The sequence below is a fragment of the Exiguobacterium sp. OS-77 genome (assembly GCF_000414195.2).
Taxonomy (GTDB): domain Bacteria; phylum Bacillota; class Bacilli; order Exiguobacteriales; family Exiguobacteriaceae; genus Exiguobacterium_A; species Exiguobacterium_A indicum.
Map to the genome: position 1 here is coordinate 1,829,360 of NZ_DF239008.1, position 12,683 is coordinate 1,842,042.

Sequence of the window (12,683 nt, forward strand, 5' to 3'; positions counted from 1 at the left end):
ATATTGTATTCTGAAATAATTTGTTAATGACATAACTTAGGAGAGTTTTTTATGGATGTACTCAATCGTTCCAAACAGATGACTGCAGAAGCAAATACCATACTTGACGAGCTAGGCTTAAGAAAGAAATGGAGCGCACTCGGCGACGTTCATATCGTTGGCGCGATGTCTTATGACTTAATGGTGAAACCGGATATTGATATAGAGATTTTTAGCGATTCGCCTAAACCATCGCAAGCGCTGAATCTATTACACGATCTCGCGGAACACCCCCGAATCATCGAAATCAAATATCGGAATCATCTCAACACTCCTTTTAACGGATTTTACTTCAAGATGACATACGAATCTGAAACACGGTTGCTCTGGAATATTGACATGTGGTTGTTCCACAGCAATCGTCAAGGTCCGGTATCACGCGATCTTGTGCATGACTGCTTCCTTGACGAACAGCTCAAGAGAGCTAATTCTGCTGATTAAAGAAGACATCCTCCGGAAGAACTTAGATTATCCTTCAATTTTCATCTATCAAGCTGTCTTAGACGGACACATTCAACATGTGGATGAGTTTTATGACTGGGTGAAAACGATCAATCTAGATTGCTTGACTGATTGGACACCTCAGTCATGAAGTAACGCGTCACAAGCCATCCCTACACGAAAAGGCGACTTCTTTCCATAAAGAAGAATCGCCTTTTCGTTACCTTTATATAACGCAATATCAAACATTCAAGACCTTACGTTAAAGCTTTCAATGGGTCGTCAGAGTAAATTTTCGTAAATCTGATTCGATCGTAAAAGATACTCGATTGCCTGTCGTTCCTGGTGTTGTTCGATTAAGATTTGAGCATGTACTCTCAGAGTTTTTGCGAGAAGTTGACGTTCGTCAAGTCTTTCTACTATGGCAAGAGCATCATCACTCCACCACTTCGCTTGTTCGTATTGCTTATCCTCATATTCAATCTGAGCAAGCAATAGACGCATCTTCACCTGTAGCGCGTCTTCTGGATCTACTTTTTGAATATGGCGTTCGCACAGGCTTTTTGCTTCACTCCATTGATTTAAGCGGAAATATGATGTCGCTAGTTCCAACGAACTGTTAACGATGTTCCATTGACTATCATTTTGTTCAGCCAAGGCGACGCTTTGCTCGAGATAATCGATCGACTGATTTAAATCACCCGACTCTCGCAAGAGAATACCGAGATTCGTCATACATCCGGTAACATACTCACTTTGCTTATTTTCTTCGAAAAGGGCTAACGCCATCTTGGTATGCTTGATCCCCTTTTCGTAATCCTTCATATAGAGAGCAGCTAATCCGTTAAGCATGCGGAACAGGCTTTCGTTATAGAAACAGTTCGTTTTTTGCATGTAATCTAACGCATCATCAATGATCTCCATTGCTTTTTCGTAACTTTTCAACCGAGCATATCCATATGCCTGCACGTACATTAGTTGTAAACGTAGTAAAATATTTTTGTTCGTCGGTAGTGAATCAAGTAGGAGCATACCTTGCATCGCAACATCAATGCTTTTACTGAATGCCGAGGCATTCAAATGACTTTTGGCTAGATGGTAGAACGTATCTATATATTCATCCATGACAGATGAGTCCAGGTACAGCAACGCATTATTGAGACAATCTATAGCACGACCATACTCCGCCCGTTCAATTGCCAACTCCCCCTGTAGTTTTAAATAACGTCCTTTTAAAGAAGCGGGAATATGAGTTTGATCAAGCTCGTCGATCATCTTCTGTGCTTCCTCGTGCTTCCCTACGCGAAGTAACCCTTCCGTTTTTCGAAGAAGAACGCCAGCATCTTCTGTTCCACTTAACTCCGCTTCTTCTTGATTCAACAGATAATTCACACTCACTTCAAGTGTTTTTGCTAAATGCTCAAGCGTTTTAAGAGACGGATTTGTCATATCTCGTTCGATTAGACTAACCATCCCGCTACTCAGTTCTGCTCCTGCCAAATCACTTTGCGTCAATCCGATTGCTTTTCGTCGTTCTTTAATCCGCAAACCTAACGTACTCATCCTCATCCTCCTGACTTTGTTTCCTATTGGTAATGTTTGCATCAGTTACGTTCCAACTCTCTATTCATCATACATTTTCTTTATTTTATTCTCAAACGTGTCATTTCTTTAAAATATTACGAGTACTAATCCCTTTCTTATTGATAGTTCATGTGCAAAGAAGACCAAGACATAGACGTTTTTACGCCGTGCCTTGGTCTTCTGGATACTTGTTCAGCATGTTCATTTTTATGGACTATGCTACATGTTCCTCTGGCTCATCATGTGAAATCCCTCTTGTTTCAAACCAATAAATGATTCCAAGTAAACTTGTCAAAAGAACACCCATTATGGCAAGTAAGATTCCTGCATTTAAGATATCTAACCACGCTAGTGGATAAACTAGAAGCAGTGGTGTCAGCGCTTTCGTGAATTGAAACGCCGTCGTCGTTCGCCCTGACCAAATGACCGTCTCTTCTTTCGTCTCTAAAAACTTGAACATTAAGATCCGTTGATAGATCCGGAATCGGTTGAATACGAGACCGAGGCTGAACCCTAGAAAGATGGCAAGAGACCAATTTTCTATCGTACCTAGCAACGCATCAATGACTAGTATCAATCCGAACGACGCATACGGGACGAATCGTCCAAATCGACCAAGTACCGTCGCTATGAATGCACCAAGTCCCATCGCTGCGCCAACCACTCCATATTGAACGGATGACCAGTCATACACATCATGGAAAATGATCGGCAATAAGAAATTAATGGATGCGAGCTGTACGGTCAATAAGGTGACACCTATTACGGTAAGCCGTAACATGTGATCCTTTGAAATACCTGCGCGTAATTGGATAGAGTCAAGCGGATCACGGTCGACTGGTTTCGTCACTTTTTCCGCCACTTTATCCGATTGATGAGAGAGAAGCGGTAAAATGAGTGGAATGCCAACACCGATCAATAGCGTCATACTTAAGATCAAGCCGACCATCTCGATTCCACCGAGTGCGAGTAGTACCCCTGTCAAAGAATTCCCTGCGAAGGCACCGATTTGAATCGCTGCCTGTAACTGATTGGATGCTAGACTCGAATCCACCTTCCCTTCGAGGACTTTTTGTGACATATAGGCTTCGAGACTTTGCATGGACAAAAAGAAGATACACGCAAACACACCACCGATAACATAATACGTATAGATGTTTTCCTGATCAAAGATGAAGAACAAGATTCCAAGCATGAGGATGCCTAGTATACGGACGACCGCAAAGACCAGCAAGGGATTCGAAGATAACATCGTCTTCAGTGGCTTGACATATTTTTGTAGAAGATACGGGAATACACTCATGATACAAATGGTAATACCGAGATGGACCACTGATCCTTGTCGCTCAAGAATCGTCCAGATCAACATGAGATTCAACATGCTATCCCCACACAACGTGATGGACAGAAATACGATCGAGAATATTTTTCTCATCCTACCCGCCCCCTCTTCATCTTTGTTATTAAAATGTTCATAGCACGACCTCCTCCTCGATCTCGACTTGGAAGCGTTCAGATGCCCGCATCAACCGAAGACGTACTTCTTCGAAAGAGTTTCCCTCAATGACGATGAAACCAGAGCGCGACATCGTATCTTTTCCGCCACTCAATACTTGTCCGGTCCTCACGGGAATAGTGACCGATACGACGCCTTCGATCGTAGTCGTAAAGTCTTGTTCAGACGAAATGGTTTTGACTTTTCCAATGGCTGACGGAAACGATAACATGCCTGTGTATTTAGATGTCTGTTTCGATGGATCTACTTGATATATACCGAGTTCGACGTCAATCACTGCTTGAAAAAGATCGACGCCATGCGTGTTTAAGACAATCGGGGGAATAACTGCGATTCCCCCAATCCGTGCAGCGATCTCTCCGAAGTAAAGCGTTCCCTCTGCTGTTACAAATATCTCTGCATGGCAAACTGAATTCGTAATCCCGAGTGCTCGAATGATACTTTGATTAAACTGTTTAAGCCGCGTTACTAATTCGTTCTTAACTTGGCTTGGATAAGCAATACTACCAAGCGGTTTTTGATGATCAATCACATCGAGGCAATTGAATAAATACTCGGAGACGGACGTAAAGACGACCTCTGCATGCGAGACAATAGAATCGACATGAAACTCCTTTCCTGAAATGAATTCTTCGATAAGTACTGGTTGCGGTGAAGCAGACCACTCGCTTAAGAAGGAATCGAACTGCGCTTGATCCTCGATGCGATATGTCTTGATGGTTGCCCATCCCGCTACCGGTTTGATGATACAGGGATATCCGATTAGCTCCACATACGCCCGCAACTCACGTTCGGTCGACGCGTTTTTTGTTCTGGGAGACATGATTCCGTGTTGCCTCGCAATTTCTTTCATGACCCACTTGTTACGAACACTCGTCGCCTGATTATGTTGCATCCCTTGAATGCCGAATCGGGTTCGCAGACGTCCCGCGACTTCAATGATATTTTCCGTAGTCGCGATGAGAGCTTGAATATCGTTTTGATCCATCAATTCGTTCATGACGGTCTCTAGTTCAGAATAGCTTGAAATATCATTTATGACGTACACTTCATCAAAGCACCCAGTGGGTATACCTCCCATCTCTTCGAATCCTTCTTCGATGATTAAAATTTTCTTCAATGCGTATTCTTTCAAATGATTGAAAAACTTCAGCTTCGATTGAACTCGTTTATCGACTAAAAATAAAATGGATGCCATTAAAATCACTACCTTTCTTCAATACTTAATGAATAGAGATACAGAAAGACACAAAATAATTAATATATTAATAAATTCAATATAATGCATAAGTTAGTGTATTTCAACAAAAAAATTAATATAAATTAAAAATTTAATATATTCAATAAAAAAATAAAGAGAATATACACATGACAATGTGATATTTCACCTTGATTAATTAAGGATTTATTTATTGAATTCAATTTATTAGTATTTCCACATGTAAACGCTAAAGATTTACATGGTATATCGTTTTAAGGAGCGGCGCTTAGGCGTTAAAATGTATTATGACTTCTCTTTGGAAGTCGCTTGCTCGAACTACCACCATTAATAGATCATCGAAGGAAACGTCTAGGCGTATCCTGAAGAAATCATCGAAGCGATCGAACTATAATGTACCTGTCCTAAGGCACTTCCCTATTTCTCAAGTACGCTACGTATGAAGTGTTTCCTTGATGTACACTATCGGTAGTATAAAAACGTGTACTTTGGAGGTGTTCGCACTTGAAAATGAAACGTTTAGCTTTCCTCCTTTTTTCGATCGTCTTCCTAGCAGGATGTAGTGATTACGATCAAGACGGTAATACGACGAGCGAGAAAGCAAAACAGAAATATGATGTAGCTATCAATCAAGTCTTCAAATCTGAAAATCAGTACTTGAAGAAGCAACAGGTTGATCGACAACTAAAGCGAAACACCGGTGAAACGGGCGTCATCGTTTATGAGGATCAAGGCCTCATTGAAATCTATTACGACCAATCAGCTGGAGGAGAAAGAGCCATTTATCAGAAAGACGGATCAACTTACGCGCGGAAAACATATACGAAACAAATCAGCCGTAAAATCGATGACTCTGAAAAAAAATACCTTGAGAACATTGGAATCAAGTAATTTTCATCAGACTAGCTCAATTTTTAATTGTTTATATCAAAAAGAGTCGATGACTCTCCTCAAAGAAGAGAATCATCGACCCTTTTTCAAAAATACGATGTCATCGAACTACACTGTCACAAGAAAATTAGAAAATATGGAAAAGAAGTACGCCGATGAAAGATTACGTTAGAAACCGATGCAAGTAGTCTGCAGTGTTCCGTTGCATGACTTTTAATTGATCTATTATATAGTTAAGTCAAAAAAATACGTTTTTGGAGTGATAAAAATGGAAGGTAAGGAAGAAAAATCACCTTATTATCTAAGAAGAATCCCCTTCTTTATTATTTCTTACTTATTTGCACCTTTAGCGTACATCTTACTTTTCATCAAATGGCGTACGTTAGATTCTTCCGTACGAGATGCGCGACTGATTGTTGCATCACTATTTTTACTACTCTTCATCGTTGATTTTTTTCCAGCTGATCTATATCAAAACATCGTACTTGCTATCGCTCTCACAGTTGGTTTGTTTATTACCTTTATTGGATTAGGTGGCGGAAAAAAATAGTCGATTAACCGTACATCCGGATTTATGAACGTCGTTTTGCTCAGAATCCCATCAATCCATTCCATTTTCTATTCTATATCTCCATTTTACCTACTCATTATTTAATATACTTAAACAAATCATTGTAAGAAGGGATCATTCGGATGTGGAAGGCACTCTTGTTTTCTTCCATCTGAATCGGTACCACGATTCCACTTGTGTTAGTTGTCATCTTTACGCATTTCGAACCCTTACTTACTTTTGATACGAGTGGCATCCTCATGTTGATCACAATGGCGATCGGTGCAATTGCTGATTTCTATTTAGCAACTCGTATTTGGACTTGGATCGAACATAAGCTGTACAAACGAAAGCATTACATGTGAAAACGCAGATTATTCGTTCGTCATCGAACAGATAATCTGCGTTTTTTTAGATGAATCGTGCCATATAATCGGAAAAAATTTTTGTCATGACTTTCGGCGTATTCGCGATGTAAATCCGCATCTGTTCAACGTTTGCCTCAACAGCATTTTCTTCCTTCTCTTCGGTCGGAAAATCGGAGATCCCTTTGATGATGATACATTCGATTCCGTTTTTCTGACAGATGTACGCGATTGCCCCAGCTTCCGTATCGGCAATCGTCAATCCGTTATCCCGCAGTTCGATATAGTCTCGCCACATGACGACAGCCCGATCTGCCGTTCCTATCGTTCCTGTATGAAAGTCCTCGCCATACTTCGCTAAATCGAGATCCACAATAAAGGATGGCTTGAGTAAGGGTTCAATCTCTTTGACTGTACAGTCATACTGCACTGCCTGAGCAGGAACGATGATATCGAGTACGTCAAACCGTGGATCAATGCCGGCACACGTTCCAGCAACGATGACCTTCGTCAATGTAAAGCGGAGGATCATATATTGATTCGCACCGATACCGTTTACTTTTCGAACGCCGGTGCTATAAAATAAGAGCGTTTTTCCATTCATCTCTCGCGTGAAATATTCACCATACGGATAGGCAATTCTTTCTTCGGGCGAGACACGAAAATACGCAAGTGTTGCGTCGAACTCCCATTTGGTTGCGATACTGATTCCAATCATTTCATCCTTCACCTTCCAATCTCCATGTTTAGGAACATATTATTTTTTATTTTACGATAGTTCATTTTGTTTTGAACCGTTTTTTTCCCAGAAGATAGCAATTATTATCAAAAAACATTTTTCACTTATGCCTATAATAAGGATGTAAACAAACAGAAAAGGAGTCCTGTCCATGATTCTAGATTTATTGACTTCCATCGTAGCAGAAATATTGCATAGTCTGATGTACACTTCGTCTACGAAACGTTCGGAGCAAATCAATGACTACCATTGATGTCATTCTAAAAGATATCGAAGACCATCTATTCGATGAGTCCTTACTTGAACAACTCGCAGAGCGCCATCACTACTCTACGTTTCATTTCGGACGACTCTTCAAACGACAAATCGGTCAGACGCTCGGAGAATATGTCCGTTTACGTCGTTTGTCGGTCAGCGCCACTCTTTTAAGAGACGGCGTCGACTTACTCGAAGTTACATTGATGTGTGGGTACCAATCTCAAGAAGCCTATACGCGGGCGTTCAAAGGGTTATACCATTTACCTCCACGAAAATATGTAAAGTTGATGGAACTAATGACGAATAAGGAGATGATTCAAATGGAAGAACAGCTTGTAGAAGGTTGGTTCTTAAGCGGTAGTCATGCCGGATCTTACACGCTTAAGACCGATTCAGAGATCGTCCATCAAGGACGTAGCTCTGGAAAAATCAGTTTTACGTCTGTCACAGAAGAAGCGGGGATGTTCGGTACGATGATGCAAAGCATACAAGCAACTGCTTATCGGGAGAAGCGAATTATGGTTGCAGGTTTCCTGCGAACGGAAGCAGCCGAAAGGGCAGCCATCTGGTTTCGTGTCGATGACGTCCACGGTGATCCGGTACAGTTTGATAACATGACGAATCGTGGATTAACTGGTGACCAGGATTGGACGTATTGTGCCTGTGTTCTTGACGTTCCCTTTGAAGCCGCATCGCTTCACTTCGGTGTATTACTTGAAGGAAGCGGAACCGTTTGGGCAGATTCATTCACCTGTCATGAAGTTCAGACATCTATTCCGTCTACAAATCAATTACATCAGGAGCTTCTTCCGTTACATCCGACGAATTTGTCTTTCGACATGACGGTTTAATACTAAGATGAAAAAATCCAACACAGAAGAACCCTTTACAGTTCTTCAATGTTGGATTATTCATCATTCTCTATCCTTTGCATCGATCTCTTTTTGTCGTAAAATCTCCGCAATTTGATGATGCTCGTTCGCAAGAGCTAGATCGCGTGCGGAATTCCCTGCAGCGTCGCGGTGAAGCGGATTTGCTCCATAAGAAAGTAATATGCGGACGATACGTTCGTATCCCTTCGCGCTAGCTAGCGTCAATACCGTCTCCCCGTCCTCTGATGGGCTCATCTCATGATCTGCTCCTGCTTTGAGTAACGACTTAACGGCTTTCGGATGATTATTTTCAACCGCTAAATACAGTGGTGTGATGCCCTCTGGTCCCTCTGCCTCGATTTCCGCTCCCGCTTCAAGCAATAAGGTAACTTTTTTTGCTTTCCCTGCCTGAGCGGCAATGTGTAGAGGCGTCATTCCCTCACCCTCTTCAGTTCGTTCGTGTAATAATTCCATATCCTGAGCCAATTGACGCAGGATTTTTTTATTGCCAGACCGACCTGATATTAGATGTAGTGCTGTAAATCCATCACCTGTTAAATCTAAATAGGCGCCGCGCTTCATTAATAACAAAGCAATCTCAGATTTCCGGTCATACAATGCGATGTGTAGCGGCGTCATTCCATCTTGATTGGGTAGATTGATGTCTGCTCCGTGGTCGAGCAGCATTGCGACGATCGCGATGTGTCCTTCCTGGATTGCCCAATGTAGTGCCGCGAATCCTTCTTCATCCCACTCATTCAGATCATCCCCTCGTTCGATACAGCGCATGACCTGCTTCTTTTTCCCTAGAAAGGCTGCATCTTGAATGGATCGCTTCCCCATGTCGGTTCGCCCCTTTATCAACTCTGTCGTTAGTTCATTTTACAACAACCGGCTTCAGGAAAGCGAAAAAACCATCTTGAGCAGCGCCAAGATGATTTTACCTAGTGAACAAATTTTTTTATATGAATTTTCCAAACGCAAGTAACTGCATCGCTGCTTGTCGGACTTGTTCCGACGTTTTTGCTGTCGTATCAATCGGATATACCGAAAATTGTTCATACCATTTCTCTTCGAGCGCCCAAAGCGGTTGATGCTGTTCAAAAGATTGACGAGTTCTTTCTTGATCAGCGTCGCGCCGCTCTCGTAAGAGATGGTCTAATGCCTGTAAATAAATAATCTGGTCGGACCGACATTCTCTTAATGCCTCAAGTTCCGTCTTTAAACGAGATTCCATATCCCAGTCATGCCCATGTATCTGTGGATAATGAAGCGTATAGAATTCAAGATCCTCCGGACCACGATCTAATATGATGTGTCCGTCCGGAAAGTGACGAAACCGTTCGATTTCCGCTTGAATGAACAAGCGCTGATTCTCAACGAATCCGTCTTCGGTACGGATGTCTAATCCGAGCTCTTTTCGTTTTTGAACGATCGGATATGGATTTTCATAATAGACATGCAACTCCGGGTAAGCGTCTTCGAGCGCTCGCGCTAATGTCGTCTTCCCTGATGCCATAGCGCCTTGGATCGAGAGGATGGTTCTCATGAATGGTGTTCCTCCTACTTGTATATACTTTAAGTATTAAAAAAATAAGCGCCTAGGTCTGGATGACTGATCAATTCCTTTAACTGCCTTTGTTCTGCACTCGGGATTTGCTCAAGCGTCCTAAGAATGGCCATGAGTCGTAACCAGTCTGAAAGATTCGATAGCTGGATTGACGAAACAGCTTGATAACGGTCAAGATATTCGCGACAGACGAGACGTCGCATCTCGTCCGGCACCGCTGTTCCACCTGCTGTCCGCAACAAGAGCAACGTCCGCGCGACATCCGCGATCGGTGGACCTGTCGTCGCATCATGCCAATCGATGACGACGAACGTTTCATCTGCTGTCACGAGGATGTTCTGGAAATGGAAGTCCCCGTGGAGCAATCCTTGCTGTTGCGGAACGTAAAGTGTTTGGAGTAATCGTTCCGCCTTCAAGCGTAACTCTAGTGATAGATGACGTATTTTGTGCTCGGTGACATCGTACCATTCAGGAGCTACACGCGATTGTTGCTGATGAATCCGTTGATGTAATGTCGCGAAGGCGTTAAGAAAATCTGTTATTCGCTCCGGTTCGAACAACTCTAACAATTCGCTGCCGTCGACCCGCTGCATCTCAATGAAAGGCGAATCTTCTAATTCAACGGCATATACGTTTGGTGTCGGGATGGCCGTCCGCTCAAGTTCTTCGAGCATGCGAAATTCCTGAGTGATCCGTTGTTTTTCAATCGATGCTTGAAAGTACTTACGGACTCGTTCGTCAGAGATCGTCATCACGGTAGCGGTAGCACCGGTTTTTTCCTTATTCATCTGTATAACCCCCAGTCTCTTATGTCGTTTGTCGAATCATCAAAGAAGGTTCCAGTAAAGAACTAGCGCTTTCACTCTGATTCAGCGCGTCACTCAATAATTGTTCTGCTGCCAGTCTGCCAAGCATTACAACCGGTTGTCGGATCGTTGTTATTTCAAGCGCTCTGGCAAGTGGTACATCATCAAATCCCGTAATCGCGATATCCTCTGGCACCCGAACGCCATCCTTGCGAAATTGATCGATAAGACCCGCTGCGACTTCGTCATTGCCGACGATGATGGCGTCTGGTAAGTCTATCGTTAGAAACTGATCTGCTAGTGCCTGTCCGTCTTCGAAAGAATAGCATCGATCCGCGTACCATTGAATTCCATGACGGAGCGTAGACGTCTTGAGATATTGGTCGAACGCCTCTCGTCTGACTCTTCCGACTCCGCTATCTGGATTTCCAAGACAGAGACCGACTGTTTGTGCTCCTCGTTCTTCAACATGTTCCAGTAACATTGTGATCGCTTTTCCATGGTTAAAAGAGAGCGACGGCACGATACCCTGATGGTCTTCGCAGGCAACGACTGGTCCAACCGTACGCATCGTCTCAAGTAATTGCGGCTGACTGATGGCGCCAATGATCAATCCGTCAATCCGCTTATCGCGAAGGTATTGCATACTCGCTTCTTCTTTTGCTGGATCATGTTCCGTCTGGATGACAAGGAGTGTGTGGTTTCGTTCCATGCACACTTGACCGATCCCCTCGATTAATTGATGAAAAAACGGATGACCGACACGCGGCACGAGGACACCAATCGTATTCGTCTTACCGCGTGAGAGGTTGATCGCATTTCCGTTCGGACTATACTCCAGTCGCTCCATCACGTCTAAGATGATCCGCCGCTTTTCTTTTGAGACATGCTTATGACCGTTTAAGACACGGGATACCGTCGACTTCGAGACACCCGCTTGTTTAGCGATATCCGAGATGTTCGCCATACTGTTCCTCCTTCGTTTGTTCCCATCGTTCTAAGCCGTTTAATGCCTTCGCTACACCGTCCTCGTCATGATCACTGGTGAGGTATGTCGCTCTGCTTTTGACAGATGCTTCAGCGTTTCCCATGGCAATCGATGTTCCCGCCACTTCAAACATCGGTAGATCGTTTTGATTATCACCGATCGCAATGATGTCCTCGGCTGTCATCCCGTACGCTCTCGCGATGTCTTGAAGGGCAGTCCCTTTTGTCACGCCGTTTGCCATGACTTCTAAGTTATAGGCACCTGAACGTGTCACGGAACAGATCTTCAGCTGAAGGAGTTGTTGCTCGAGGTGTTCGAGCTGCCATCTGTCAGGTGAGACGAACATGAATTTGATGACGTCCAGTTGATCGATTGCGATTTCGTCAACTTCCTCAACACCGTATTGCGTTAATTGAGCCTGAATCGCTTCTTGAAACGCACGATCTCCGCCTTGAAGAGCAGCAAGCGAAAACTGCGGTAACAGGATGTTGTCTTGTAGATAAATATGTATGAATACGTTTGTAAATCGTACGATCTCCCAAATCGTTCGACTACTGGAACGGTTCAAAAAATACCGTCTACCTTGTCCTACCTCGACTTCTGCCCCGTTCGCACCAATGACCGGACAATCCAGTCCGTGTTGCGCTAGAATCCGTCGCGCATCAAAGGCAGCTCGCCCGGTGACGATAATGACGATATCTCCTTTATCCTGCCGTTTCTTGATGGCTGTCTGATTTCCCGCCGAAATTCTGTGTTCCTTATTCAATAACGTTCCATCTAAATCAATCGCAAAGCATCGCATCGCGTTTCCCCCTTTTCGTGTCCTCTTGATGCTACAGGCTGAA

At 43.3% G+C, this 12,683-nt stretch carries 13 protein-coding genes; 4 read left to right on the forward strand and 9 right to left on the reverse strand.

Annotated elements, in window-relative coordinates; genetic code table 11:
• Positions 1–51: 51 nt before the first annotated feature.
• Positions 52–480: a hypothetical protein gene (locus EXG77_RS09420; protein ID WP_035397817.1), complete on the forward strand. Its 429-nt coding sequence runs from the start codon at positions 52–54 to the stop codon at positions 478–480.
• Between the two features lie 282 nt (positions 481–762).
• On the opposite strand, the gene EXG77_RS09425 is transcribed toward EXG77_RS09420, so the two are convergent.
• The 3 genes from EXG77_RS09425 to EXG77_RS09435 form a co-directional block, all read right to left on the reverse strand.
• Positions 763–2,043, reverse strand: coding sequence for a helix-turn-helix domain-containing protein (locus tag EXG77_RS09425; RefSeq protein WP_035397819.1), 1,281 nt, complete (start codon positions 2,041–2,043; stop codon positions 763–765).
• A 235-nt stretch (positions 2,044–2,278) separates the two neighbouring features.
• Positions 2,279–3,499 carry an MFS transporter gene (locus tag EXG77_RS09430; RefSeq protein WP_035397821.1) on the reverse strand — a complete coding sequence of 407 codons (1,221 nt, stop codon included), beginning with the start codon at positions 3,497–3,499 and terminating at the stop codon, positions 2,279–2,281.
• A gap of 37 nt (positions 3,500–3,536) precedes the next feature.
• A complete protein-coding gene (locus tag EXG77_RS09435; protein ID WP_035397824.1) occupies positions 3,537–4,778 on the reverse strand; it encodes an ATP-grasp domain-containing protein in 1,242 nt (413 codons plus the stop codon).
• Between the two features lie 525 nt (positions 4,779–5,303).
• Here EXG77_RS09435 and EXG77_RS09440 point away from each other — a divergent pair.
• Positions 5,304–5,690: a hypothetical protein gene (locus EXG77_RS09440; protein ID WP_035397826.1), complete on the forward strand. Its 387-nt coding sequence runs from the start codon at positions 5,304–5,306 to the stop codon at positions 5,688–5,690.
• A 268-nt stretch (positions 5,691–5,958) separates the two neighbouring features.
• A complete protein-coding gene (locus tag EXG77_RS09445) occupies positions 5,959–6,240 on the forward strand; it encodes a hypothetical protein (protein ID WP_035397828.1) in 282 nt (93 codons plus the stop codon).
• Between the two features lie 411 nt (positions 6,241–6,651).
• Here the strand turns inward: EXG77_RS09445 and EXG77_RS09450 are convergent, their stop codons facing one another.
• Positions 6,652–7,323 carry a permease gene (locus tag EXG77_RS09450; RefSeq protein ID WP_035398605.1) on the reverse strand — a complete coding sequence of 224 codons (672 nt, stop codon included), beginning with the start codon at positions 7,321–7,323 and terminating at the stop codon, positions 6,652–6,654.
• A 260-nt stretch (positions 7,324–7,583) separates the two neighbouring features.
• Between EXG77_RS09450 and EXG77_RS09455 the strand changes: the two genes are divergently transcribed.
• Positions 7,584–8,453 (forward strand): helix-turn-helix transcriptional regulator, encoded by an 870-nt coding sequence (locus EXG77_RS09455; protein WP_035397830.1) that lies wholly within the window; start codon positions 7,584–7,586, stop codon positions 8,451–8,453.
• 63 nt (positions 8,454–8,516) lie between these two features.
• Here EXG77_RS09455 and EXG77_RS09460 read toward each other — a convergent pair whose 3' ends face one another.
• From EXG77_RS09460 to EXG77_RS09480, 5 genes are all read right to left on the reverse strand, one after another.
• Entirely contained in the window at positions 8,517–9,317 is an 801-nt protein-coding gene (locus EXG77_RS09460; RefSeq protein ID WP_035397831.1) for an ankyrin repeat domain-containing protein, read from the reverse strand.
• Between the two features lie 118 nt (positions 9,318–9,435).
• Positions 9,436–10,023 (reverse strand): AAA family ATPase, encoded by a 588-nt coding sequence (locus EXG77_RS09465; RefSeq protein WP_052017154.1) that lies wholly within the window; start codon positions 10,021–10,023, stop codon positions 9,436–9,438.
• A 29-nt stretch (positions 10,024–10,052) separates the two neighbouring features.
• Complete coding sequence (locus EXG77_RS09470; protein ID WP_035397833.1) at positions 10,053–10,832, reverse strand: phosphotransferase family protein; 780 nt, start codon at positions 10,830–10,832, stop codon at positions 10,053–10,055.
• A gap of 19 nt (positions 10,833–10,851) precedes the next feature.
• Positions 10,852–11,817 (reverse strand): LacI family DNA-binding transcriptional regulator, encoded by a 966-nt coding sequence (locus EXG77_RS09475; protein ID WP_035397836.1) that lies wholly within the window; start codon positions 11,815–11,817, stop codon positions 10,852–10,854.
• Complete coding sequence (locus EXG77_RS09480) at positions 11,792–12,640, reverse strand: Cof-type HAD-IIB family hydrolase (RefSeq protein ID WP_052017155.1); 849 nt, start codon at positions 12,638–12,640, stop codon at positions 11,792–11,794. The genes EXG77_RS09475 and EXG77_RS09480 overlap by 26 nt, the downstream gene beginning before the upstream one ends.
• Positions 12,641–12,683: the final 43 nt, after the last annotated feature.

Bases quoted from the DNA above. Each gene is read 5' to 3' on its own strand.
- EXG77_RS09430 (WP_035397821.1), bottom strand. From the start codon at position 3,499: ATGAGAAAAATATTCTCGATCGTATTTCTGTCCATCACGTTGTGTGGG.
- EXG77_RS09435 (WP_035397824.1), bottom strand. From the start codon at position 4,778: ATGGCATCCATTTTATTTTTAGTCGATAAACGAGTTCAATCGAAGCTG.
- EXG77_RS09480 (WP_052017155.1), bottom strand. From the start codon at position 12,640: ATGCGATGCTTTGCGATTGATTTAGATGGAACGTTATTGAATAAGGAA.
- EXG77_RS09460 (WP_035397831.1), bottom strand. From the start codon at position 9,317: ATGGGGAAGCGATCCATTCAAGATGCAGCCTTTCTAGGGAAAAAGAAG.
- EXG77_RS09425 (WP_035397819.1), bottom strand. From the start codon at position 2,043: ATGAGTACGTTAGGTTTGCGGATTAAAGAACGACGAAAAGCAATCGGA.
- EXG77_RS09470 (WP_035397833.1), bottom strand. From the start codon at position 10,832: ATGAATAAGGAAAAAACCGGTGCTACCGCTACCGTGATGACGATCTCT.
- EXG77_RS09445 (WP_035397828.1), top strand. From the start codon at position 5,959: ATGGAAGGTAAGGAAGAAAAATCACCTTATTATCTAAGAAGAATCCCC.
- EXG77_RS09420 (WP_035397817.1), top strand. From the start codon at position 52: ATGGATGTACTCAATCGTTCCAAACAGATGACTGCAGAAGCAAATACC.
- EXG77_RS09455 (WP_035397830.1), top strand. From the start codon at position 7,584: ATGACTACCATTGATGTCATTCTAAAAGATATCGAAGACCATCTATTC.
- EXG77_RS09465 (WP_052017154.1), bottom strand. From the start codon at position 10,023: ATGAGAACCATCCTCTCGATCCAAGGCGCTATGGCATCAGGGAAGACG.
- EXG77_RS09450 (WP_035398605.1), bottom strand. From the start codon at position 7,323: ATGATTGGAATCAGTATCGCAACCAAATGGGAGTTCGACGCAACACTT.
- EXG77_RS09475 (WP_035397836.1), bottom strand. From the start codon at position 11,817: ATGGCGAACATCTCGGATATCGCTAAACAAGCGGGTGTCTCGAAGTCG.